Genomic DNA, 25,218 nt, shown 5'->3' on the forward strand with positions numbered 1-25,218 from the left:
GGTGACGATGATGAATTTCCATTATCCTAACGGAAAGCGATATATACCAGCAAAGAAGGAGATAATAGGGAGAAAGAAAGAAAAAAAATGGTCATATAGTAATCGAGGCATGACTTTAGAAGAAGATATTAACGAAACGAATGAATTTTATTTGGAGCGCAATATTGCTGTCATTCATAAAAAACCAACCCCTGTTCAAATTGTTCAGGTGAATTATCCGAAAAGAAGTGCTGCAGTAATTAAGGAAGCCTACTTTAAACAAGCTTCCACAACAGACTATAATGGAGTATATAAAGGAAAATATATTGATTTTGAAGCGAAGGAAACACAGAATCCAACATCTTTTCCATTAAAAAACTTTCATACTCACCAAATCGATCATATGGATAAGATTCTTAAGCAAGGTGGAATCTGCTTCATCCTTATACGGTTTTCATTAACAGAGGAAATATTCCTTTTAGAAGCCATCCATTTACTCACATTTTGGCAAAGAATGAAAGACGGAGGAAGAAAGTCAATTACAAAAGAGGAAATAGAAACATATGGTCATCACATTCCACTCGGATTCCATCCCAGAATTGACTATATTAAAAAAATCGATTATCTTTTAAACTCGAACAAATAAAAGTCGAAGCACCTTGTTTAGGAGCCACAAGCATAAGACTGGACAGCAAAAAGGTTGCTCTTTAACCTTATTGATGGACTGGCTTATGACCTCGAGCCCCTAGGTGCTGTAGCTAGACAATGAAAAGTGGAAGCACCTTGCCCAGGGGCGACAAGCATAAGACTGGACAGCAAAAAGGTTGCTTTTTAACCTTATTGATGGACTGGCTTATGACCTCGAGCCCCTAGGTGCTGCAGCTAGACAATGAAAAGTGGAAGCACCTTGTTTAGGTACGACACACTTAACAAAAACAAAGTCTTTAGCAATCCAGAAAGGAAGAATAAATATGGCAGAAAAATATCAATCAAGAGAGGAGCGCCGAAAACAGCACTCATCTGCAAAACAAAAGAGTAAAGGAAAAAAACAACCTAAAGGCATTTTTAAACGAATCCTTTTAATTCTTATTGCCCTCGGTATTGCAGGAATGTTGATTGGAGCAGGCGCTTTTGCCTTTATGGTAAAGGATGCACCGAAACTTGATGAGAAAGCATTGAAGGATCCCATTTCATCAAAATTTTTAGATAAGGATGGGAATGCCTTTACAGAAGTAGGCTTGGAAAACCGTGAATATGTAAATTACGAAGACATTCCGAAATTAGTTGAAAATGCCTTCCTTGCTACTGAGGATGTTCGCTTTTATAAACATAATGGAATGGATATTATTCGTTTAGGCGGAGCTGTCCTTGCCAACGTTACACGTGGATTTGGTTCAGAAGGTGCTAGTACGATCACACAGCAAGTAGTAAAAAACTCCTTCTTAAATAACGAAAAGACATTGAGCCGGAAAGCACAAGAAGCATGGCTTGCCTTCCAGCTTGAACGAAAATACACGAAAGAACAGATTTTTGAAATGTATGTCAATAAAATATGGATGGCTCAAAGAAGCCATGGTGTATTAACTGCCTCCCATATTTATTTTGGCAAGGAACTTGATGAATTAGAATTACATGAAGCTGCATTGCTAGCAGGAATGCCGCAAAGTCCAGAAAATTATAATCCATTCAAACACCCAGAGCGGGCTGAGAAAAGACGAAATATCGTTCTTTCGTTAATGAACCAGCATGGATTTATTACGAAAGAAGAAATGGAAGCTGCACAGTTAATCCCTGTAGAGTCCAGCTTAGTTAAGGAAGAGGATCGGAAGCAAAATGATGCTCCATATGATTCTTTCGTTGATATTGTCATCGAGGAAGTGGAAAGGAAATATCCAGATTTAGACATCTCTTCAGATGGGTTAATCATCCATACAACTTTGGACACGAAAGCCCAAGATTATGTTGAAAACATGCTTAATTCTAATGATGTTGTACAATTCCCAAACGAAGAATTTCAAGCTGGAATCACATTGCTTGATACAAAAACAGGAGAAATTCGAGCAATTGGCGGTGGCAGAAATTTAGAGGTAAAACGAGGATTTAACTATGCCGTTGATTCAAGACGTCAGGCTGGATCAACCATTAAACCAATTATCGATTATGGTCCTGCTATTGAATATTTAAAATGGGGAACGTACTATACACTCGATGATAAGCCATACACGTACTCAAACGGGAAAGCTATTAATAACTGGGATCGTAAACATATGGGACAAATGTCATTGCGTGAAGCATTAGCACGATCACGGAATATTCCTGCATTACAAACTTTACAAGCAGTTGGCTTAGATAAAGCGAAGGAATTTACGAATAAATTAGGCATACCTATAGAAGAAGTGTACGAGTCTAGTTCGATCGGTACAGTAAATGTATCGCCATTACAAATGGCTGGAGCATATAGTGCATTTGGAAATAATGGCTTCTATACTGAACCACATGCCATTACTGAAATAGAAATGCGTGATGGAACAAAAATAAATACAACACCTGAATCTGAAGCTGTTATGCAGGATTATACCGCCTTCATGATTTCCGATGTGCTAAAAAGTGTTGTCAAAGATTCATTCGGTACAGGAAAAAGAGCAAATGTTTCAAACCTTCATTTAGCTGGAAAAACAGGTACGTCCAACTATTCATCTGAAGAAAAGGAAAAATGGCAGATTCAAAATGGCGGAGTACCAGATATTTGGTTTGCAGGATATACAACCAATTATACCGCTGCCATTTGGACTGGCTATAAGGACAGAAGCAGCTCGATTGCACCTGGAGACCAAGGAATCGCACAGCTGCTATTCAAGAATCTTATGTCTCATGTCTCTCAAGGAATTGAGACACCTGATTTTACGATGCCGAAGAGTGTTGAGAAAATTGCGATTGAAAAAGGAACAATGCCAGCTAAGCTAGCAAGTGACTTTACTCCAAAGGATCAAATTATTTATGAATATGCTGTAAAAGGTCATGCACCAAAAGAGATCTCGGATGCATACGAAAAATTAGACTTACCTGGAAACTTAGCTGGAACATTTGATGAACTAGCAAATGAAATCTTATTAACATGGGAGTATCCAGAAGAAAGAACAGACGTACAGTTTGAAGTAATCGCATCACTTGATGATGGCGCAGATCAATCATTGCAAATCCTTTCTGAAAAAGGCATTAAGGTTGCAAATCCTGTTCCTGGCGGCATCTACCGTTTTAAAGTTATTGCGATTAGTGGAGAATTACGAAGTGATCCAGCTACTGTAACGGTCGAGATTCCACTACCAGATTTTGATGATGATGAATTTGGAGATGGCGAACCGATGGATGATTATCCAGACGATACTGACGAGAATGAGCAGCCTGGAAACAATGAAAATCCGCCTGGAAATGGTCAAGGAAATGGTCAAGGAAATGGGAATGGAAACGGAAATAGCCAGGGTAATGGAAATCCGCCTGGAAATGTGGACGATCCAGATACTGATGAAAACCCAGAAGGATCTAATGGATAATTAATGAGAATGACATATAGAATAAATAGGTATATTTAACATCGCTAAATATAATAAAAACAGTGTCGAAGCGCATTAGCTTGACACTGTTTTTTTATTAAAATTAGCATTAAATATTTTTGAATTTAAGAATAGTCTCGCGAATTTATCTAGTCCCTCAAGGCTGATCAAGGTGCTTGCACCTTTTTTATCGCCATCTGCTTCACATATTGCTTTTCCATTTCGATTATAAGTTCACTTACTTGTACAAATGAATGATACAATGAGGGTCGCTGAATAATAAACGAGATTCGCTCTTCCATATTTACAGGTTTAACAGCTAGCTTCTCATCGGAAAAACCTTCAGTAAGGTTAACAGGCATAGCATTTCCCCAAAAAACAAACTGCAAAAATAGCCCAATTCCCTTTTTCATTGGTTCGATTGTTTGAGGGTAATTTCTTTCAGCAAACAATCGTTCAAGTTTCTCCTTTTCATTCTGCCATTCTTCCTTTAACTTCGGAATCCATTGTTCAGACATTTCCCAAGGCTTTAAACCATCTATTTTTGCATAAAAGACTGCTTCATAGAGAAAAGGAATACGAAGGTCGATCGTCTGGATAACCTCGTTAGTAATAGTTAATTGATCATCCTGTGAGAAAAAGAATGGATTTTGAAGCTCAGCAGGAATGGAGATGGTTATCTGCTCGTTCATTTAGCACTCTTCTCTTTCATTCGTTTTTTACCTTCTCTGCATACATCTAATAATGGACAAACATCACATTGAGGGTTTTGTGCCTTACAATGGTATCGTCCAAAAAAGATCATTCGATGATGTGTAGCCGACCATTCTTCTTCTGGGACTTTTCTCATTAACGTCTTTTCAACTTCTAACACTGAATCCTTCCATCGACAGAAAGCCAATCTTTTACTGACACGTTCAACATGGGTATCGACCGCGATTGCAGGGATCCCATATGCAACAGAGACTACAACATTTGCCGTTTTACGACCAACCCCAGGCAGCTTTATCAATTCATCTCGATCATTGGGAACGATCCCTTCATACTCATCAAGTAATAATCGGCAAAGTTTTTGAATATTTTTTGCTTTATTGCGAAATAGCCCGATTGATTTAATGTCTCCTTGTAATTCTTCCAATGAGACATTTAAATAATCTTGGGGGGTTTGATATTTTTGAAAAAGATTTTTTGTCACTTTATTTACGAGGACATCTGTACATTGTGCAGATAATGCTACAGCAATGACAAGCTCAAATGGGTTGGAATGATTTAATTCACAATGAGCGTCCGGAAACATTTCACCCATTTGATCAAGGCAAAATCTAATTTGACTTTTAGTTAACATTTCTCTCACCACTTACATTTTTTCATTCATTATTGCTCGAGCCAATTATAAAATGGAACAGATTTTGTCGTTTGATTCATCTCTTCATTTTGCGTTCGATTATTTGATTGATGCTGTCTGAACTTTTTCCCGTAACTCTTGGCTTGTTCTATCGTTTTAATTCCATTCTTCTTCCATTCAAAAAGAATTCTGTCAATATATCGGAAATTGAGTTTACCAGAAATAACAGCCTCTCTTAAAGCTGCTTTTATAATATGTGGATCATGATGGTCATCATCCATCCACATAGCAAGCGATTCACATTCAAATGGGGATAATGGGCGTCCAAATTCCTGTTCAAAACATGTGTATAAATCTGTTTCATTTTTCTGATTTACAAGAACGGCTTCCTGCTTATTTCGAAGCAAAAAGTGTTCAATTAGTTTTTCCCACAACGGTTCTATATTATAAATTTCATGCAAAATCCCGTCACCAGTATGACCTTCTTTAATTTCAATAAATCCTTTTTGAATTAATTTTCGGAGGATATCAGTACAATCTGATACGGATATTGTCATGCGGGATGATAATTCAAAAGGAGTAGGAAATTCATTCCCATTTTCATTAAAGGAGATCACTTGCAATAATAAAACGAGCTCTTGCTCATTTAAATTCATGTCTTTGTACTGGGTAAGTAATTCTGCTGGAATAGTTAAATGGCCTTCCTTGAGCCATTTTAGCAAACTTGTTTTTGACATTTTCGAGACACCTCATAGTTAGTATAGCATGAACAAGCATAAGCTGTAAGGTGAATATATTAGGGACTATTTCCTTTTACTATTGCTTGACTTTATTTTATATAACTAAAAATAAATTGTCCTCCATTCACGAAATGTAAAAAATCCGCAAGAGCGGATTTTTCTACAGACCGAAATATAGTATATATTAATTCCGTTTGCTTTCCACAAATTGATGGATACGCTCTACGGCTTTTTCCAATAAATCCAAGGATGTTGCATATGACAGACGAATATTATTAGGTGCACCAAAACCTGAACCAGGTATGACTGCAACCATTGCTTCCTCTAATAATGCTTGTGAGAAAGCATCCACATCAGAATAGCCAGTTATTTCGCATGCTTTACTTACGTTTGGAAATAAATAAAATGCACCTTGTGGCTTAACGCATGTAAATCCTGGAATCGCCGTAATTTTATCAAATATTGTATTTAATCGCTGTTCAAAAGCATCGCGCATATCATTAAGCATATCCTGTGAACCAGCATATGCAGCAATAGAGCCGTATTGTGCTGTTGTTGTAGGATTGGATGTGCTATGACTAGCAAGGTTTGTCATTGCTTGAATGATTGCTTTATTTCCAGCAGCATAACCAATTCTCCATCCTGTCATGGAATGTGATTTGGAAACACCATTAATAATAATCGTTTGTTCTTTCAATTGTGGCGAAAGCTCCGCGATCGAAACATGCTTATGCTCACCATAAACTAATTTCTCATAAATTTCATCTGAAATAATGAGGACGCCATGAGCAATACATATCTCACCAATAGCTTTTAATTCTTCAGCTGTATAGAGCATACCTGTTGGGTTGCTTGGGGAATTAATAATCATTGCCTTAGTCTTCTCAGATATTACTGAAGATAATTGCTCAGGTGTAATTTTAAATTGATTGTTTTCTTTCCCTTCAACATAGATCGGATTTCCGCCAGCAAGCTTCACTTGTTCTGGGTAGCTGACCCAATAGGGTGTTGGGATGATAACTTCATCCCCCTCATCAAGCAATACTTGAAACAACGTATATAGTGCATGCTTCGCACCATTCGTTACGATTATTTCATTTAGGTCATATTTGATTCCTTGATCCTTTGCAAATTTATTTGCAATTTCTTTTTTCAAAGCTGGAAGTCCTGCAGATGGTGTATATTTTGTATGACCATCATTCATTGATTGTACAGCAGCTTGAATGATATGCTGCGGCGTATTGAAGTCGGGTTCTCCAGCCCCTAATCCAATTACGTCATATCCTTCTGCTTTCAATTCTTTTGCTTTTGCTGTAATTGCCAATGTTGAAGAGGGTGTTAATGCCTTTACTCTTCTTGCTAGCTGAATCTCCATTGTTTTCCTCCACCTATAAGTTTTCAATTTTCTTGCGCCAATCCCCTGTTTTAAAGTCTACATAATAATAATTTATTAAATTTCCGTCAGAACGATAATAAATTTCCCATAATGGAATTTGTTTCTCCATTCCTAGACGGACAGAAATAATTTCCATCGGATTTTTTTCCTCTAATAGTTTAGCTATTGCTTCCTGTTCTGTCACACCGTCGGATTGCTTTCGAACAATAATACTGCCTTCTTTTTCAGGGATCCATACGTAAATATCTTTTCCGTTTTCATTCTTGCCAGTAACAACATAATAAGTTTCTTGTCCATTGTATAAATGAAAATCTTCCGCCACTGTAAGCTCCGTTTCGTTCAATGCCCTTTGAAATGCTTTATCTTCTGCGGTTTTAACAGGCTTTAATGCATTTTGATAAATAATCACACCAGAAAAAAGTACAATTACAATGATGATTACTAATATAATAATTATTTTTTTCATAAAAGTCACTCTTCTTATGTACGATATATTGAAAAAATAGCTTTATTTTCATCTTCTTTATCTAGGGCAAGTCCAAACATTAAGTCTCTTTCTTTTAATGTTCGGTTTAATGCATCAACAATTTTATATAGGTCGGGACTAAGCTGGATTTTTACCGTCGATATGACTTCAATTTTACTTTCCATTTGGAAATTCCTCCTCATTTGCTACATTATTTGCAACTTATATGATTATTTATTTCGGACAAACTATATGTACGTAAGAGCTTAAGCCTTTAATTTTAGTATAACAGCTATGTGAATGGGAATGAATTACGAACATAAATATGCTTCTAATCCACTACGTTATTTTGGCTGCGCAATGCTTGCGCAGCATTTTTTTATAGCCACTCTTTAATCGTTATGATTATTTCTTTTAAATTCTTTTTTTCTACCTGTATAGGCGGGATCGATTGCAAAAAGGCATTTCCATATTTAGTCGTTACTAATCGACGATCAAAAATAAAGATCATTCCGCGGTCATTACGTGTACGAATGAGCCTTCCAAATCCTTGTTTAAATCGAATGATCGCTTCGGGCAGCGAGTAATCTGAAAATGGATTGCCGCCACTTTGCTTAATTTGATCACATTTGGCCGCCGTGATCGGTTCATCTGGAGGTGAAAAGGGCAATCGCACGATAATTAAGCTCGTTAAATCTTCTCCAGGAATATCAATCCCTTCCCAAAAGCTACTCGTTCCTAATAAAATCGCCTTTTCAAACTTCTGAAAGTTTCTTGTTAATCTTGAGCGGCTTCCACTTGAAATGCCTTGGGCAATAATAGCAAAATCATGAAGAAATCCAGACTCTTTTATTAGCTCATATGTTTTTCTCAGCATTTCATGCGAAGTAAACAATATAAGCATTCTCCCCTTTGTCTCCTCTGCTATGGAAATAATATGCTCAGTAATCGAAGCGATATATTCATCAAGCGGAATTGTGTTAACTTCTGGTAAATCCTCAGGAATAATCAATTTCACCTGTTCTTCATATTCAAATGGAGATTGAATTTGCAATGTTGAACAATCCTCAATCTGTAGCCCTAGTTCCTTTAACATATAGTTAAAAGAATTTTTCACTGATAATGTGGCAGAGGTAAGCACGACGCTTTTTTTCAAATTAAAAAATTGCGTTTGCAAATAGCTGCCTACTGTAATAGGCTGAGAAAAAATAGTCGTTGAATTTTGAACTGCTCGCATATCAATCTCAATCCATGAAACAAATTCATTCGTAGGATGTAGAAACATCTCTTTGATCGCAGCAGCTATTTCTATTAATTCATCATTTAATGTGATTAGCTCCTCCAATGATGCTTTTTCGCGAGAATTAAGTAATTCCTTCTTTGTTTTGACTAAATTTAGTCTTGCCGAAATCACTTCATTGAAATCCTTAATCAAGAAGAAAAATCGCTCTGCACTCGTTTGAAGTGCAAGCCATTCAGCATTTGCTTCATCAGCCTCTAACCGGCAGCTTATCCGATTGTATTTATTTGCTGATCTTGATTTCTTTTTCGTATAAATAGCAACCACTCTAAAAAATTCATCCATTTCATCGTTTAATGCTACAATCATTTGATTGACTTCAAATGAATGAACGAGCTCATGATTGTTCCATTCGGGTTTTTCTAAAATTTGTTCAAGCTTAAATAATAATTGCTTCTGCTCCATGAGACCAATTTGGCTTATGAGCATACGGGTAGCTAAATAATCCAATGTCAAACCAAAATGTTTGCCTGATACTTTCACAAAATGATGTCCTTCATCTATTATCACATGGCTATATTCAGGCAATATTTTATTGTCTGCAACTACATCCGTTAATAGCAATGAATGATTGGTAATAATGAGATCTGCTTTCTGAGCTCTTTTCCTTGCCCGGTAATAGAAATCTCTTGAAAGCCATGTTTTATTTGTCATAAAAACGGCTTCATCATTTTTAATCTTATTCCAATAAAGCACACCACCACTTGATAAATTTAGCTCATCCATATCCCCATTATTTGTCTCAGTCAACCATACGAGAATTTGCATTTTCGTTAAAATTGTATCGTAATTATCATCGAGGTCTCTTAAGCTTTGCTCAAACTTAGCTAAGCTAATATAATGGCTTCTGCCCTTCAGCAAGGCAGTATTAATTGAAAATGGAAGCATCTTTTCCAATTTAGGAATATCATTGGAAAGTAATTGCTCTTGCAGCTGTGTTGTATATGTGCTGACAACGATCACTTGTCCTTTATTCCGTCCATAAATTGCAGAGGGGATTAAATAGGCTAATGATTTTCCGACACCAGTCCCCGCTTCAATCAACCCATGCTTTTCCTGCGAAAACATTTCATAGACTGTATCCATCATCGAAAATTGTCCATATCGGGTTTCAAAATGTGGAAATGCCTTCTTAAGCATTTCCCCCTTTTCAAAATGACTCAATGGAAAATGAATTTGTTCTTCATTCACTAGTTCTTTGTGGATTGGAACTTTTTTAAGAGCAACTCCATTGTGAACCTCAAGATCATCAGGAAGGGTTTCTATCGAAGTCTCTTTTTTTACAATTAATTCATCTAAAAGCAAATCTAAATCACTTTTCAAGCCGCTTGAAAGCTTTTCAAGCTGTTTTAATGTAATTAGCGGCAAATGTTGGAGCCGGCCTAATAATAGTAGAAGCAGCTCAGCAGTTACGTATGCATCACTATCTGCCTGATGTGGACGTTCATGCTTTAATCCTTCTCTTATCGCAAGCTCAGACAACTGGAAGCTATCTGCTGTTGGTATTAATACTCTCGACATTTCCACAGTATCTAAAACAGGGCCATAAAAGCCATTGTAACCCGCCTCAATTAATTCTTCTTGTAAAAAGGAAAGATCGAAAAGAACATTATGAGCAACAAAATATGCACCTTCTAATAAAGTGAGTACTTTAGGAGCTATTTCCGAAAAAACAGGTGCATGTTCAACCATTTCGTCATTTAACCCTGTTAATTCTTCAATAAAAGGAGGAATTGACTGTAATGGATTAATAAGTGAAGAATATTCCTCACTAATTTGTCCGTTTTCAATGACAACTGCCGCAAATTGTATTATTTTATCGCCCTTCTTAGGGGCGTTTCCTGTTGTTTCTAAATCGACAACAACATATTTATTACCCATCTTACACACCTCAAACCTTCAGTCAATCAAACGGTATCATAAAAACGGAAAAAGAAAAAGATATATAGCTCCCTATTTCTATTTTTAGCTACATTTCCATGTATTCATACCTAGAAAAGCGGAGGCGACTGATTTGACCCGACAAGCATAAGACAAGCTGGATGGAAGGTTGTTTTTTAACCTTCTAGCCAGATTGACTTATGACCTCGAGGGGCAAGGAGCCGGAGCTAGACAATGAAAAGCGGAGGCAACTGGTCTGACCCGACAAGCATAAGACACTATCTACTCTTTTAAATAAATATGCTGACTAGATTGTCTAGTCAGCACATTTATTTAAAAAATCGTTCTTTCAGGCTCATGATCAATCATTTGTTTAATGCGATTATTCTCATCCATAATGGCCACTTTTGGTTTATGTGTATGGATTTTTTCTTCTTCGACCATGGCATAAGAAATAATAATAACGATATCTCCCTTTTGAACGAGTCTTGCGGCAGCTCCATTTAAACAGATTACACCGCTTCCTCTTTCTCCTTCGATGATATACGTTTCTAATCTTGCTCCATTATTATTATTAACGATTTGTACCTTTTCATTTGGAACCATGCCTACAGCATCAAGGATATCAGCATCAATCGTGATGCTTCCTACATAATTTAAATTTGCTTCTGTTACAACAGCGCGGTGTATCTTCCCGCTCATCATGGTGCGGAACATGATGTTTCCCCCTAATTCTATTCTAAATTCAATATAAGATTATCAATTAAACGTACGTTAGAGAACTTTACAGCCAATGCAATGATTACCTTTCCTTGTAATGATGGAAGCTCCTTCAGCATCGGATAGGAATACATTTCGATGTAATCAATGACTCCATCCGAATTTTCCGTAATCATGCCTTCTATAACCGATGAAATCATTTTCGGATCTCTCTCACCTTCAAGAATAAGTCGTTCTGCATGTAATAAGCTTTCATATAGAACGGGCGCCTGCTCACGTTCTTTTTCTGTTAAACGGACATTTCTTGAGCTTTTAGCAAGCCCATCATTCTCGCGTACAATTGGTACAGGAATAATTTCAATTGGAAAATGAAAATCATTCACTAACCCCTCTACAACGGCAAGCTGCTGAGCATCTTTTAAACCAAAATATGCACGGTCAGGCAGAATAATATGAAATAGCTTCGTCAATACGGTTGCTACACCATCGAAATGGCCCGGTCGTGACTTTCCACATAATACGTCTGTTCTTTCATTCACTGTTACTGTAACAGAAGATGGGCGCGGATACATTTCTTTAACAGAAGGATAGAAGATATAATCGACATGTTGCTCGTTTGCAAGCATACTGTCATGCTCAAAATCCCTTGGATAGGAATCAAGGTCCTCATTTGGACCAAATTGAAGCGGATTAACGAAAATACTAATGACAACTAGATCATTGTCTTTTCGAGCTTGTTTCATCAATGCTAAATGGCCTTCATGCAAAAAACCCATTGTTGGAACATAGCCGATTGATTTCCCGTTTTTCCGCTCCTTATTCATTATCGTTTGCATTTCATCTATGGTTGTAATAACTTTCATGCTTTCCCTCCATACAAATTCAACAATTCCTCTTCTTTCATTGAAAAACTATGGTGTTCCTCAGGGAATGTCCCCTCTTTTACATCTGTAATATAGGATTTTACCCCTTGCTCAGTGACTTCATTAAGGTTTGCGTATTGTTTAACAAATTTAGGCACCCTATTCACCCCATATGTTAATACATCATGATAGACGAGTACTTGTCCATCTGTATGAACACCTGCACCAATGCCAATTGTCGGAATACGAATTGATGTGGACAATTCTTTCGCCAGCTGTTTTGGCACACATTCAAGGACAAGCGCCAAAGCTCCTGCCTCTTCACATTTTTTTGCATCTTCCATTAGCTTTCTTGCCGCTTTTGCATTTTTCCCTTGCACACGGTAGCCTCCTAGGACACCAACCGATTGAGGCGTAAGTCCAAGATGAGCAACAACAGGAATCCCCGCTCTAGTTAAAGCTTTGATTTGATCAATTACTTCATCTCCGCCTTCAACTTTGACCGCATTTGCTCCTGTTTCTTGCATAATTCTAGCACCATTCAACAGTGTATCCTTCGTGGACAGATGGTAGCTTATAAATGGGAGATCTACGACAATGAATACGTCCTTCGCACCGCGCTTTACCGCTTTTGCATGGTGGATCATATCTTCCATTGTAACTGGAACAGTTGAGTCATAGCCTAAGACGACCATCCCAAGTGAATCTCCAACTAGAATCATATCTACTCCAGCTTGTTCAGCAAGCTTAGCTGATGGGTAATCATACGCTGTGAGCATGACAATTTTTTCCCCGTTCTCTTTCATCTTTACAAAATCGGTTGACTGTTTCATTTCATGTCCTCCTTTTTTAAGGAAGAGGGCGATATTGTAGGGAGAGCTTTATCAAAATATAAAAATCCTTCTAAAAAAAGCAGAAGGATTGTAAGGTTAGCTCATCATTTGCGATTCATCCCTCTGTCCCGGTCCATTTTCGGATCTAGGCAGAAAATCATTTTAATTGAATAGAAATAATGGTGCAGTTCAACAAATGGATACTGCCCGAAAAAAACAATTTGTTTTTCAAATAGAGTATAACAAATAGCGAGTTGAATGAATATAAAAACTTTATTTATTTTTCTAGTTCAATATCAGCTGAATACACATGATGAAGCTCACCTAGGTCATCTTCAATTATTAGGACGCCATCCTCAGTAATTCCTTTTGCTTTACCTGTGATGCTTCCCGTGAGCATTCTAGCAGTTATGTTCTTTCCAATGCTAATTGCATAGCTTTCCCATAATAATTTAATTGGATAGAACCCTTTATCTAAATAAAGTAAATAAAGCTTTTCTAATTTATATAGGACTTCTTTGATTAACTCTGCTCGTTCTAGCTTTTTTCCTAATTCAATGGATAGTGAAGTAGCAATGGACTCTAGTTCTTCAGGATAATCCTCCCTCTGTTGATTCACATTGATACCAATTCCAATAATGACGGAAATGATTCGATCTGCATCAGCTTGCATTTCAGTAAGAATCCCTGTTAGCTTCTTCCCATTCAGCAGAATATCATTTGGCCATTTTATTTGAGGTGTTACATTCGTTAATTCCTCAATTGCTTGAACAATTGCAACTGCTGTAATTAGTGTCAGCTGTGGTGCTTTCGCAGGAGGAAGATTCGGTCTTAAGATGACGCTCATCCATATGCCTGAATATTTAGGAGAATGCCACTTACGGCCCATTCTCCCTTTTCCAGCTAACTGCTCCTCTGCAATGACAATCGTCCCTTCAGGTGCCTCTTCTAATACGAGACGCTGGGCAATTTTCTGTGTCGACTCCACACTTTCCTCATAATGAATATGCCTGCCAATAAAGTCTGCTTTCAATCCAAGTCGAATTTCATCAGCAGAGACACGCTCAGGCGTATGAATAATTTTATAGCCCTTCCTTCTAATCGCTTCGAATTCAAAGCCTTCCTTCCGTAATTCCTCAATATGTTTCCAGACAGCTGTTCTTGAACATCCGCTTAAATCAGCTAAGCGCTGCCCAGATACATATTCATCCTCACTCGTTGAAAATACATCAAGCAGCTTTTTTCTTAGCTCTGTTTGCATTTGTCTAGCCACTCCTTAATTGATTCCTTATGGTTAGATATTTTTTGATTAATCACAGCCTCTTCCACCTGATTAATTGTTTCTTTAATCCATGGACCGGGCGTACGTTGAAACCAAGTTTGCAAATCTGTTCCTGTTACTTGTAATTCGCTCCGATTTTTAATTGCAAGACTTTCATATTGATCGATAAGTCGTTCTACATGCTTTGTTCCCTCAGTTATCTTATGTATAGTGTTAAATAGTTTTTCAACTGCAAGAACTGCTTCTTTTCCGGCATGATAAATCGTCTCATCCGTCCATTTTTTATCCACTCGAAAATAGAGCCATCTCACTATATGCTGAATATATTTAATTCTTTTCATTGGCAGCTTCCAGCTTTTCAAAAAATTTATTCTTCCCTTTTCATCCAAGCTGAATTGATAAATAATAAGCCCCCACATTTCCTCAATCGTAAGTCTGGAGCAATCATATGTAAGCACGTGGGCTAATTCATCTTTTCGTGATGTCAAATTCGGCAAATACTGGTAAAGGCCTGTTATACAGATCATTTTTAATGCTTCGATACGGTTTTCTCCAGCAAGAAGTTTTTCAAACTCTACTAATTTCCTTTCCGTAGAAATATGCTCAAGTAAAGGAGCATACGTAATAAGGGCCTCTCTTGTTGATGCTTCGATTTCAAAACCGAGCTGACTATAAAATCTGACAGCACGCATCATTCGCAGGGCATCCTCCTGAAAACGTTCCTTTGCCTTTCCTACCGTTTGAATCGTTTGATTCTCTATTGCTACCTTTCCTTGAAAGGGGTCAATCAATTGTCCTTCCTTATCCATTGCTATCGCGTTCATTGTAAAATCTCTGCGCTGCAAATCTTCCTCTAGTGAACGAATAAATTTCACTTCTTTTGGGCGTCTGAACGCTTCATATTCAGCCTCTGATCGAAAGGTTGTTACTTCGTATGGGATCCCATGAAATAAAACGATGATTGTTCCATGCTCTACCCCAACATCAATCGTTTTCGGAAAAATTGCTTTGATTTCCTGAGGGGTTGCTGAAGTAGCAATATCTACATCAGAAATTTCTCGTTCGAGTAATAAATCTCTAACAGAACCACCAACGAAATAAGCTTCAAAACCAGAAGCTTCAATTTCGATTAATAGTTGTTTAGCAGCTAAAAAAGGGTCCTTCATTTGACTTCACCATTCTTTATTAGATCATAATAAATTTTTTCATATTGGGAAACAACAAAGGTTGATCCAAAATTTCTATAAGCTGTGTTTACTGCTTCCACTGAAAACTTTTGATGCAGGCTTTCGTCTAATAGCAAGGAGGCTCCCTTTTCAGCAATGGTTTCGATATCTCCTAATGAACATAAATAGCCGTTCTTGCCATCATTAATCACCTCAGGAATTCCTCCAACATTTGTCCCAATACAAGGAACACCACAAGCCATCGCTTCAAGCGCAACAAGACCGAAACTTTCCTTTTCAGAGAGGAGAAGCATAAGATCACTCAGTGAATATAATTCTTCTAAATTATCTTGTTTTCCAAGAAAAATCACTTTCTCACTTATTCCTAATTGATTGACAAGCTTACAGATCGAGTTCATTTCAGGTCCATCACCGACAAGAAGCAGCTTAGCAGAAACGGATTCAGCCATAATCGCAAAGCTCTTGACAACATCTTGTACTCTTTTGACTGCACGGAAGTTAGACACATGTATGACGACCTTTTCTTCATTTAAAATACCAAATTCCTTCCGTAAATAAGAAGAATCAGTTAGCCGATAAACCCGCTCATCAATAAAATTATAGACAACGTCAATCGGTTTATCTGGTTTAATGACATCATATGTTTGGGCAACTAATGATTTTGATACTGCTGTTACTGCATCCGATTTCTCAATTCCAAATCGGATCGCTTCTGTAAGTGAAGAATCATAGCCTAAGACAGTAATATCTGTCCCATGTAATGTAGTAACAATTTTTATTTCTTTATTGCACATTTGTTTTGCAAGTATTGCACATACTGCATGAGGAATGGCATAGTGAACATGTAAAAGATCAAGGTTTTCCCGATTAATTACTTCTGCCATTTTACTAGCTAAAGCAATATCGTAAGGTGAATATTGGAATACAGAATACTGATTAACTTCTACTTGGTGATAGTAAATATTAGGGTTCATTTTATTTAAGCGAAATGGCACACTTGAAGAAATAAAGTGGATTTCATGTCCACGCTCCGCCAGCATTTTTCCTAGTTCGGTTGCAATTGCACCTGACCCGCCTACAGACGGGTAACAAGTAATACCAATTTTTAATTTTTTCTCTTTCATTCTGCATCTCCAAATAAATCATCATTTAAAATGAGTGGTTTCTTGCGTTTAAAGCCTTCCGCATATTTAACACCCGCTTGATTGCCAAACAATCTTTCTCTTGCTTCAATCATTTCAACATACCCATTCACTAATGGGGTGTCGAATGTTTCAGTCGTTTTTGTGAATTGGCTTTTATATGCTTGCAGGCTAGCAATCTTCTGCTCCATAAATAAGGAGATATCAACGACAAAGTCTGGCTCATGAAAGCCATTGATCATATAATAAAAAGAATTTCTAACTTTATAAGGCATGAAATCTTCATCTGTCTGAAATTTTTTAATTCCCGCAGAAAAGATCGCTTCATCAACAAGTTGAGCACAATTCCCATGGTCTGGGTGACGATCCAGGAAATACGGAGCAAAAATAAGCTCCGGCTGATATTTCCGTATGACGCCAGCAATTTTTCTTATGTATTCCTCTTTAAAAAATAAACCTCTATCAGGTAAATCAAGGGTTTCTCTGACCTCAGCACCTATTATATTTGCAGCCAGCTTTGCTTCTTCTTGTCTAATTTCCACCGTGCCATTCGATGAGAGTTCTGCCTTTGTTAAATCACAGATGCCAATTTTCTTGCCCCTGGCAGCAAATTTGGCAATTGTTCCACCCATGCCAATTTCCACATCATCTGCATGGGCCCCAAAGGCAAGGACATCAAGCTTAATTGTTCTCAATTATTTCACCACTTTTGCCATTTACAATCGTTCTCCAAGCTAAATCCCCACGCTCAAGGCCTTTAATCAAAATTTCTGCTGTACCTAAATTCGTTGCAAGTGGAACAGCGTAAACATCACATAAGCGTATCAATGCAGTAATATCCGGCTCATGTGGTTGAGCAGTTAAAGGGTCTCTGAAAAAAATGACAATATCCATTTTATTATTTGCCACCAATGCCCCAATTTCTTGGTCCCCACCGTATGGACCTGATTGAAATCGATGAACAGTCAAGCCTGTTTCATTCATGATTCTAGACCCAGTTGTTCCAGTTGCAAACAAGTTATGATTAGACAAAATCCCCTTATATGCAGTTGCAAAGCCAACAAGCAAATCCTTTTTATTATCATGTGCAATTAACGCTATATTCATAGTTGTCCCCCTATTCTATAATGTTTTCAAGTCCATAGACTAATGTATCAAGATTCATGACTGTATCAACAGAAAGTTTTATACCAGACATAAATGAAGCACGATTATAAGAATCATGACGAATCGTCAATGTTTGTCCTGCTGAACCAAACATCACTTGCTGATGCGCGATCAAGCCGGGCAAACGGACAGAATGAATGTGCATGCCATCAAATTCTGCTCCTCTTGCTCCATTCATTGTTTCCTTCTCATTCAAATGGCCTTGTTTCTTACTCTTTCTCACTTCCGCAATCATTTCTGCTGTTTTCACTGCTGTACCAGAAGGTGCATCAAGCTTCTCATCATGATGAAGTTCGATGATCTCAACATCTGAGAAATACTTACCTGCTAATTGAGCAAATTTCATCATCAAAACAGCACCAATAGCAAAATTAGGTGCAATGACGCAGCCTAGCTCTTTTTCCTTACAAATGATCTCTAATTCTTTTAAATTTTCTTTCGTAAATCCAGTCGTGCCCACGACAGGTCTAATTCCAGATGCCAAAGCAGCTTTTGTATGATGCATTCCAAATTCAGGTGTCGTTAAATCAATAAATACATTGGCAGCAGTCTTCTGAAAGCATTCTTCTATATTCGAGAATATTGGAACATCTAGGCCATGAAACCCGTCAAAATCACTTAATAATCCGCCATCATTTTTATGATCGACAACTGCTGCTAGATGGTAATTTTCCGTTACTTGTACGAGTTTCACTGCCTCTCTCCCCATTCTTCCGCGAGGTCCAGCAATTACAATATTGATTTTTTCCATTCCACTTCTCCTCTACTCCTCATTTCTTGTCCAACGGTCTTTATCACGAGTATTGAATTTATTCATCACCATATCATGTGCCTCTTCAAGATCAATATTTAATGAATTAGCTAAGCAAATGAGTACGAACAGCATATCACCCATCTCTTCCTCAATCGCTTTCTCTGTTTCTGTTGATTTTTTTGGCTTTTCTCCGTATTGATGATTTACTTCTCTTGCAAGCTCTCCTAATTCCTCTGTTAAACGAGCAAGCATCGCTAGAGGACTGAAGTATCCTTCTTTAAATTGACCGATGTATGTATCTACTTCTGCTTGAAGTTCTTTCATTGTTTTCCTAGACATTTCAATCACCCTTTTTGATTGTTTTCCTTCTATTATGTTAGCTAATCAACGATTTATTTACAAACATTTTTATTGCCCATCATTTCTTTAGTGGACAAACTTGACTTTAACCACATATTACAGGCACAATTATCTAGATAAAAACGAGGCATTGGAGGTATTTATATAAAAATGGGACTAAAATTTAAAAATATATTTTTTATCCTTTTAGGATCTGCAATATTTTCATTTGGTATTGTTCATTTCAATATGCAGAATAACTTATCAGAAGGCGGATTTACTGGAATTACTTTATTATTATATTTCCTTTTCAATTGGGATCCATCTTATACAAACTTAATTTTAAATATCCCTCTCTTTTTCGTGGGTTGGAAACTACTTGGCCGTAATGTATTTTTATACACAATTATCGGAACAGTAAGTGTTTCAATATTTTTATGGATTTTTCAAAGGTACCAGATTAATATGCCCTTAAGTGAAGATTTAACATTAGCAGCGTTATTTGCAGGAGTATTTATCGGTGTAGGTCTTGGTATTATCTTTAGATTCGGTGGAACAACTGGTGGAGTAGATATCATTGCACGTTTAGTGAATAAGTATGCAGGCATCAGCATGGGGAAAACAATGTTTATGTTTGACTTTGTCGTCATAACTGTTTCCTTAATCTTTTATTTATCCTACCAAGAAGCAATGTACACACTTGTTGCTGTTTTCGTTGGTGCACGAGTGATTGACTTCATCCAGGAAGGTGCATATTCTGCAAGAGGTGCCATGATTATATCTGAGTTTAATGATGAAATTGCCAATAAAATCTTAAATGATATGGAACGTGGTGTAACAGTGTTAAAGGGCCATGGTTCCTTTACAAAAAAGGAACGAGAAGTGCTTTATTGTGTAGTTGGTAAAAATGAAATCGTTAAATTAAAAAATGTGATCACTTCTGTCGATCCTCATGCTTTTGTATCTGTTAGTGTTGTCCACGACGTCCTTGGTGAAGGATTTACTTTAGACGAAAATAAAAAACCGATTGAACATTAAATTGGCACCATGATTATGATACGAAGAAACGACAAAAACCAGCCAACACGGCTGGTTTTAATCATTTCTTTGCATCCCTGTATAAATTAAAATGAGACGAAGCAGTTCCATTACAGCTACTGCTGCTGCAGCAACATATGTTAAGGCAGCTGCATTTAATACTTTCTTCGTTTCTCTCTCTTCTTCATTCCGGATAATCCCAAGTGAGACCACTTGCTCCATTGCACGATTGGAAGCATTGAACTCCACTGGCAATGTGATAAGTTGAAATACAACAGCTGCGGCCATGAAGAGAATTCCTAGGAGAACAAACCCACTGTAGCCTGCAAGAAATCCGATCATAATAAGTACCCACGAAAAATTCGATCCGATATTCGCTACTGGAACGAGTGTATGGCGAAAACGTAAAAAAGCATAATCCTGTTGATCCTGGATCGCATGTCCAACTTCATGTGCAGCAATTGCTGCAGCTGCAACAGAATAACCATGGAAATTAGCCGATGATAAGCGAACTACTTTTGAACGTGGATCATAGTGATCCGTTAGATGCCCACGAGTCTCTTCCACACCTACATGATACAAACCGTTCTCGTCTAAGATTTTTCTTGCCACTTCTGCTCCCCTAGTATGTGAAGAAGAAGGGACTTTTGAATATTTTTTATATGCGCCTTTTACCTTCATCTGTGCCCATAGCGGCACTAATATAATAATGGCAAAATAAATGATGTATGCACCCATTTTCTACCTCCTGCTAGTCCGTACTTGCTGTCAAAACACTATGTTTATTAGTGTTATTTTATTCAAATAGAAAAATGAAGTCAATTTTTTTGCCCTCTCGAGCGATTCTTTTCCCTGCTTTTTTCTCGATCACCTTTATATTTTCTCCATCCTACATACGATAATGTAAGAATAATGATACTTCCTGTTGATATAATTACCCACCAGAGAGAGGGATCTGCTTCATCATCAGACATTTGATCAAATAAAATTTGTAAATCAGCTTCTAATGCTTCAAGTTCCTGTTGACTAGCCTCATCTGCTAGAACTTGCAGTCGATAGCTATCAATAAAGTGAATTCTTGTATCCAATCTTTGAATTTGTTCAATATCTACATTAATTTTCATACTCGGATATATGACATCATAAAGAGACAAAAACGTATTCAATTGTGAATGAAAATGCTCCTTATCTCCACTATATACCGCTTCTTTCACCTCACCAAATACAGTCATTATCGGAGATTCCATTTCTGTCCAAAGTGGTTGATTGGGGGATGTAATTGCATCCATCACAAGTCGAAATTTTGTGACACGATTAATTTTTTCATTATGATTGATCGTTCCATTTGCTGTAGCCTGAACGGCCTCATCATATGAGTTCGTTATAATCCGAAGTTCATCCGCAGTCAATGGCCTTCCTTTTCCTGATTGACTGATTTGTTCGGAAAAATAATCTAGAAGCCTTTTAGCGTCTTCATATCTATGTAGCTTGACCATTTGAAGTGCTTCGTCTGATAATTGTTCCAATCTATCAATAGGTGTTGTTTCTTCTGCAAATCCTATTGTTGGCAATAAAAGAATAATCATTATAGCAATCAACAATCTTGCTTTCATACTTGTCCCCCCTCAAACTACTATTAAATATGTATGAGAGATTGGACAAGGTTAGACCAGAAATCAACGAGAGTTGTACTAAACCCGGAAGAATTCCCTATCTATTTATATCTAGTTGAAAGTGATTTTTTCTAATGCATAAATAAGCAGTAAGCCCAATAGAAGCCATACTTAACCAAAATGTAAAATACCCGATTTGAGGAATGTATAAATCTAGATGTGAATACTGTGGCAACATAAAGAAGACATAATCAATCACATCATTATGTAAAGTCCAAATAGCTGCAACAACTAGATGCCATACTTTCATCCGATAGAATGGAGAATAAAGCACTCCTTGAATTGCCATTGCACCATGAGAACCAATTAGCATTAGACCAATCCAATCAAGCTCCCCTGTTACATTAAACACTAATAAATTCATTACAACAGCCCATATTCCATATTTAACTAAAGTGATAATAGCTAATGCTTCAAATAATGGCCAATTTTTGCCTAATAAAAAGGCAATTAAAACAAAAACAAAGAAAAGACTCGCCGTTGGACTATCAGGAACAAAAGGTAAAAAGATTGCAGGTGTTTCAACAAGCTGATACTTATACCAATCATATCCATAAATAGTACCTGCAATGTTAATAATTAATAGGAGCCACAATACTGATCGATTTGCTAAAATCGGATAAACCCACTTCATTTTCGCCCTCTTTTCTATTAAATATTTCTATTCTTCACTATATCATATTGATTTTAATCATATTCATACAATCAACAAAAGAAGCTGACGAATTCGCCAGCTTCTTATTAGTTATTTACTTGTTAAGCCAGAAATAAATTCTGCTAATTTGTCAAACTCTTCGTCACTGCCAGAAAATAATCCCGCTGGCATTGCGCCTCTACCATTAGTAACAACATCTTTAATCTCATCAGGAGTTAACCCAGTATCAATTAAAGCAGGTGATCCTGCTCCGCCTGTTAAGTCTCCGCCATGACAAGATAAACAAGTATTCGCTTCTAAAATCTTGTAGCCTTCAGCTTCAGTATCGATGTCTACTTCTGCTACAATTTTCCCTTGGTTTGCAGCAGCTTCCCAGTCATGGTTAGCAACTGATTCCCAAGTCAAATATGTAATACCTGCTACAGCTAATAGCATAAAGCCTGTTGCTAATGGACGCTTAGATGGACGACGCTCAGGTCCTCGGTCAATAAATGGAGCAAGCAATAATGCTCCGAATGCTAGACCTGGAATGATAAGTGCACCTACTATATTAAATGGACCAGATGCATAAGTATACTTAAGCAATTGGTATAAGAATAAGAAATACCAGTCTGGTAGTGGAATATATGCTGTGTCACTTGGATCCGCTATTTTTTCAAGCGGAGGCACATGAGCAATTGTCAAACATAAAAATCCGATCAAGAAAACAGCGCCTATCATCCATTCCTTTAATAGGAAGTTTGGCCAGAAAGCCTCTGTTTTCCCTGGGTATTCCGAATAATCTTTCGGAATGTTCGGTTTACGTTCAGCAGAAACACGAGAGTCTCCTACGAATTTCATACCTTTACCACGATGCATTGGGCGATTCCCCCTCCTTTATCAAAAAAATCCTCTACAAATATTTTTACAATGGGCCAGAAATACCTTGTTTACGAATCATCACAAAGTGAGCTGCCATTAATGCAAACAATGCTGCTGGCAAGAAGAATACGTGGATCGCAAAGAAACGAGTAATCGTTTGCGCACCAACGATATCTGCTGATCCAGCAATAAGGATTTTCAGATATTCCCCGATAAACGGAACAGATTCAATAATTTGCATTGTAACCTTCGTTGCAAATAATGCTTTCATATCCCAAGGTAATAAGTAGCCTGTTAAACCAAGTGCAAGCATAACGAAGAAAATCAACACTCCGACAACCCAGTTTAATTCACGTGGCTTCTTGTATGCCCCTTGGAAGAATACGCGTAACGTATGTAGGAACATCATTACGATAACTAAACTTGCTCCCCAATGGTGCATTCCACGAACAATTTGTCCAAATGCAACATGGTTTTGTAAGTAATACACGGATTCCCATGCATTTTTGATATCTGGAACATAATACATTGTTAAGAACATTCCAGATAAAATTTGAATGACAGTAACGAAGAACGTAAGTCCACCGAAACAGTAAACAAAAGCAGAAAAATGATGTGCAGGGTTAACATGCTCAGGCACCTCATGATCCGCAATATCGCGCCATAAAGGCGTAATATCTAAACGTTCATCAACCCAATCATAAATCTTGTTTAACAATGATTACGCCCCCTTCTTTGGCTCAGCTTTACCTAGATGCAGGTAACCGTCTTTTTCAATGTAAGGATATACATCAAGTGGTGCAAATGGTGGTGTTCCCGGTACATTTGTGCCATCCTTCGTATATAATCCTCCATGACATGGACAATAGAAATGATTCTGGTTAGCTTTGTCTGAGTTCCAGTCAACAACACAGCCCAAATGCTTACATACAGGTGAAAGTGCAACAATTTCTCCCTTATCATCCTTATACACCCATGCAGTTCCTGTCTCTTCAGATGTATACCATGCATCTTGTTGTTCAAATTTGAAATCAACACGAGTTGGTACATCCGTGATATCTGCAACCTTTTGTTGAGTAGGAATGAAATCACTTGATGCTTTTGGTTGTAATACTGGATCAACCGCAAAGCGCACCATTGGCATTAACATTCCAGCCGCCATGAAGCCGCCGACACCTGTAAGTGTATAACTTAGGAATTGACGTCTTGAAACTTTATTTTTGCTCATACTTTTCCCCCCTCTATTATGAAGTTAAGTCCAACGGACAAAATTCAACACAATATAAAACTAGGACATAACCATGATATATCAATCTTTATTGAAGGTCAATACAATCCTTTGACGAAAACATGTCAACTGTGTGACTAAAATTGCCGCTTATTCAGCTGATTGCCATTTTTGTAGAAATAAACTTAGCAGCTGCTTAACCTGATCCTCAAGTATGGATGTTCGATAATTTTCATCCATATGTTCTAACGGCAAAGATGGCAGCCAAATAAGTCCACCGTCTAGCTTATTCTCTACCGCTTTCCAGAAGCTATCTGAAGTGAGGTAGAAAACATGTGTAAAGTCTTTGGCATATAATTCCTTCTCCCACTCCTTCAAGTCGCTAACAAGCTTGTCCTCACTATTACCTTTTAAATATGAAAAGCCTGGAAGCATAATTAATCTTCCCCTAAATTGTCTCTCCAATTGAATACTTAACAAAGAAATGAATTCTGACATTGCAACACTTTGTTTTACGTCATTGCCTAAAGATACTGGCAACAACGGAAGGACTATTGTATCCACATATTCCTTCGATTTCAAATACATTTCTATATCCTGTGATACCCACTTCATCCATTTCACTCCATAACATAAATTTGTCCCATTGAACCTATTTACATACAATAAATCTACTGTTTAATGTACCTTATTCATCATACCATTATAAATGGTCAGCTCAAAAGAGGATTTGTGTACAAAATAAAAAATAAAAGCTTGCTAAATTAGCAAGCTTTTATTTCTATTTAGAAAACTATAAATTCGCATTTTGTGTATAG

Annotated in this window: 27 protein-coding genes; 3 read left to right on the top strand and 24 right to left on the bottom strand. The window is 37.3% G+C overall.

Features of this window, described 5'->3' with window-relative positions; genetic code table 11:
- The first annotated feature begins 10 nt into the window (after nucleotides 1-10).
- Nucleotides 11-625 (top strand): Holliday junction resolvase RecU, encoded by a 615-nt coding sequence (gene recU, locus J2Z40_RS09340; RefSeq protein ID WP_066395386.1) that lies wholly within the window; start codon nucleotides 11-13, stop codon nucleotides 623-625.
- 325 nt (nucleotides 626-950) lie between these two features.
- Nucleotides 951-3,530 (top strand): transglycosylase domain-containing protein, encoded by a 2,580-nt coding sequence (locus J2Z40_RS09345; protein ID WP_066395388.1) that lies wholly within the window; start codon nucleotides 951-953, stop codon nucleotides 3,528-3,530.
- A 167-nt stretch (nucleotides 3,531-3,697) separates the two neighbouring features.
- On the opposite strand, the gene J2Z40_RS09350 is transcribed toward J2Z40_RS09345, so the two are convergent.
- From J2Z40_RS09350 to J2Z40_RS09430, 17 genes are all read right to left on the bottom strand, one after another.
- Nucleotides 3,698-4,222 carry a YpoC family protein gene (locus J2Z40_RS09350; protein WP_066395390.1) on the bottom strand — a complete coding sequence of 175 codons (525 nt, stop codon included), beginning with the start codon at nucleotides 4,220-4,222 and terminating at the stop codon, nucleotides 3,698-3,700.
- On the bottom strand, nucleotides 4,219-4,875 hold the full coding sequence (nth, locus tag J2Z40_RS09355) for an endonuclease III (RefSeq protein WP_066395393.1): 657 nt from the start codon (nucleotides 4,873-4,875) through the stop codon (nucleotides 4,219-4,221). The genes J2Z40_RS09350 and nth overlap by 4 nt, the downstream gene beginning before the upstream one ends.
- Nucleotides 4,876-4,904: 29 nt before the next feature.
- Nucleotides 4,905-5,612 (bottom strand): DnaD domain-containing protein, encoded by a 708-nt coding sequence (locus J2Z40_RS09360; protein WP_066395395.1) that lies wholly within the window; start codon nucleotides 5,610-5,612, stop codon nucleotides 4,905-4,907.
- Between the two features lie 187 nt (nucleotides 5,613-5,799).
- A complete protein-coding gene (locus J2Z40_RS09365; RefSeq protein WP_066399387.1) occupies nucleotides 5,800-6,984 on the bottom strand; it encodes an aminotransferase class I/II-fold pyridoxal phosphate-dependent enzyme in 1,185 nt (394 codons plus the stop codon).
- Between the two features lie 19 nt (nucleotides 6,985-7,003).
- A complete protein-coding gene (locus J2Z40_RS09370; protein WP_066395397.1) occupies nucleotides 7,004-7,477 on the bottom strand; it encodes a cell wall elongation regulator TseB-like domain-containing protein in 474 nt (157 codons plus the stop codon).
- A 14-nt stretch (nucleotides 7,478-7,491) separates the two neighbouring features.
- Entirely contained in the window at nucleotides 7,492-7,662 is a 171-nt protein-coding gene (locus J2Z40_RS09375; RefSeq protein WP_066395399.1) for a YpmA family protein, read from the bottom strand.
- 194 nt (nucleotides 7,663-7,856) lie between these two features.
- Nucleotides 7,857-10,658, bottom strand: coding sequence for an ATP-dependent DNA helicase DinG (gene dinG / locus J2Z40_RS09380; protein WP_066395401.1), 2,802 nt, complete (start codon nucleotides 10,656-10,658; stop codon nucleotides 7,857-7,859).
- A gap of 333 nt (nucleotides 10,659-10,991) precedes the next feature.
- Entirely contained in the window at nucleotides 10,992-11,375 is a 384-nt protein-coding gene (gene panD / locus J2Z40_RS09385; protein ID WP_066395403.1) for an aspartate 1-decarboxylase, read from the bottom strand.
- Between the two features lie 17 nt (nucleotides 11,376-11,392).
- A complete protein-coding gene (gene panC, locus J2Z40_RS09390; RefSeq protein WP_066395405.1) occupies nucleotides 11,393-12,241 on the bottom strand; it encodes a pantoate--beta-alanine ligase in 849 nt (282 codons plus the stop codon).
- A complete protein-coding gene (gene panB, locus J2Z40_RS09395; RefSeq protein WP_066395408.1) occupies nucleotides 12,238-13,074 on the bottom strand; it encodes a 3-methyl-2-oxobutanoate hydroxymethyltransferase in 837 nt (278 codons plus the stop codon). The genes panC and panB overlap by 4 nt, the downstream gene beginning before the upstream one ends.
- 277 nt (nucleotides 13,075-13,351) lie before the next feature.
- On the bottom strand, nucleotides 13,352-14,335 hold the full coding sequence (locus tag J2Z40_RS09400) for a biotin--[acetyl-CoA-carboxylase] ligase (RefSeq protein WP_066395410.1): 984 nt from the start codon (nucleotides 14,333-14,335) through the stop codon (nucleotides 13,352-13,354).
- Nucleotides 14,320-15,522 carry a CCA tRNA nucleotidyltransferase gene (locus J2Z40_RS09405; protein ID WP_066395411.1) on the bottom strand — a complete coding sequence of 401 codons (1,203 nt, stop codon included), beginning with the start codon at nucleotides 15,520-15,522 and terminating at the stop codon, nucleotides 14,320-14,322. The genes J2Z40_RS09400 and J2Z40_RS09405 overlap by 16 nt, the downstream gene beginning before the upstream one ends.
- Entirely contained in the window at nucleotides 15,519-16,667 is a 1,149-nt protein-coding gene (bshA, locus tag J2Z40_RS09410; protein WP_066395413.1) for an N-acetyl-alpha-D-glucosaminyl L-malate synthase BshA, read from the bottom strand. Before bshA ends, J2Z40_RS09405 begins: the two co-directional genes overlap by 4 nt.
- Nucleotides 16,664-17,380 carry a bacillithiol biosynthesis deacetylase BshB1 gene (gene bshB1 / locus J2Z40_RS09415; protein WP_066395414.1) on the bottom strand — a complete coding sequence of 239 codons (717 nt, stop codon included), beginning with the start codon at nucleotides 17,378-17,380 and terminating at the stop codon, nucleotides 16,664-16,666. The genes bshA and bshB1 overlap by 4 nt, the downstream gene beginning before the upstream one ends.
- On the bottom strand, nucleotides 17,367-17,792 hold the full coding sequence (mgsA, locus tag J2Z40_RS09420) for a methylglyoxal synthase (protein WP_066395416.1): 426 nt from the start codon (nucleotides 17,790-17,792) through the stop codon (nucleotides 17,367-17,369). The genes bshB1 and mgsA overlap by 14 nt, the downstream gene beginning before the upstream one ends.
- 10 nt (nucleotides 17,793-17,802) lie before the next feature.
- Entirely contained in the window at nucleotides 17,803-18,603 is an 801-nt protein-coding gene (gene dapB, locus J2Z40_RS09425; protein ID WP_066395418.1) for a 4-hydroxy-tetrahydrodipicolinate reductase, read from the bottom strand.
- A 12-nt stretch (nucleotides 18,604-18,615) separates the two neighbouring features.
- Entirely contained in the window at nucleotides 18,616-18,945 is a 330-nt protein-coding gene (locus tag J2Z40_RS09430; protein ID WP_066395420.1) for a nucleotide pyrophosphohydrolase, read from the bottom strand.
- A 165-nt stretch (nucleotides 18,946-19,110) separates the two neighbouring features.
- Here J2Z40_RS09430 and J2Z40_RS09435 point away from each other — a divergent pair, with 165 nt between their 5' ends.
- Nucleotides 19,111-19,983 carry a YitT family protein gene (locus J2Z40_RS09435; protein ID WP_157087829.1) on the top strand — a complete coding sequence of 291 codons (873 nt, stop codon included), beginning with the start codon at nucleotides 19,111-19,113 and terminating at the stop codon, nucleotides 19,981-19,983.
- A gap of 57 nt (nucleotides 19,984-20,040) precedes the next feature.
- On the opposite strand, the gene J2Z40_RS09440 is transcribed toward J2Z40_RS09435, so the two are convergent.
- The 7 genes from J2Z40_RS09440 to J2Z40_RS09470 form a co-directional block, all read right to left on the bottom strand.
- A complete protein-coding gene (locus J2Z40_RS09440; protein WP_066395432.1) occupies nucleotides 20,041-20,721 on the bottom strand; it encodes a zinc metallopeptidase in 681 nt (226 codons plus the stop codon).
- Between the two features lie 80 nt (nucleotides 20,722-20,801).
- Nucleotides 20,802-21,596 carry a sporulation protein YpjB gene (ypjB, locus tag J2Z40_RS09445; RefSeq protein ID WP_066395435.1) on the bottom strand — a complete coding sequence of 265 codons (795 nt, stop codon included), beginning with the start codon at nucleotides 21,594-21,596 and terminating at the stop codon, nucleotides 20,802-20,804.
- Nucleotides 21,597-21,693: 97 nt separating this feature from the next.
- The gene (gene lhaT, locus J2Z40_RS09450) at nucleotides 21,694-22,290 is read right to left on the bottom strand and encodes a lipoprotein heptaprenylglyceryl N-acetyltransferase LhaT (protein ID WP_066395436.1); all 597 of its coding nucleotides are present in this window, start codon (nucleotides 22,288-22,290) and stop codon (nucleotides 21,694-21,696) included.
- Between the two features lie 111 nt (nucleotides 22,291-22,401).
- On the bottom strand, nucleotides 22,402-23,169 hold the full coding sequence (locus tag J2Z40_RS09455; RefSeq protein ID WP_066395439.1) for a menaquinol-cytochrome c reductase cytochrome b/c subunit: 768 nt from the start codon (nucleotides 23,167-23,169) through the stop codon (nucleotides 22,402-22,404).
- A gap of 46 nt (nucleotides 23,170-23,215) precedes the next feature.
- Nucleotides 23,216-23,890 (bottom strand): menaquinol-cytochrome c reductase cytochrome b subunit, encoded by a 675-nt coding sequence (gene qcrB, locus J2Z40_RS09460; RefSeq protein ID WP_066395441.1) that lies wholly within the window; start codon nucleotides 23,888-23,890, stop codon nucleotides 23,216-23,218.
- 3 nt (nucleotides 23,891-23,893) lie between these two features.
- The gene (locus J2Z40_RS09465) at nucleotides 23,894-24,400 is read right to left on the bottom strand and encodes a Rieske (2Fe-2S) protein (protein WP_066395442.1); all 507 of its coding nucleotides are present in this window, start codon (nucleotides 24,398-24,400) and stop codon (nucleotides 23,894-23,896) included.
- A gap of 150 nt (nucleotides 24,401-24,550) precedes the next feature.
- Nucleotides 24,551-25,015, bottom strand: coding sequence for a YpiF family protein (locus J2Z40_RS09470; RefSeq protein WP_066395444.1), 465 nt, complete (start codon nucleotides 25,013-25,015; stop codon nucleotides 24,551-24,553).
- Nucleotides 25,016-25,218: the final 203 nt, after the last annotated feature.

The sequence above is a fragment of the Cytobacillus eiseniae genome (assembly GCF_017874625.1).
In the GTDB taxonomy this organism is placed as follows: Bacteria; Bacillota; Bacilli; order Bacillales; family Cytobacillaceae; genus Cytobacillus; species Cytobacillus eiseniae.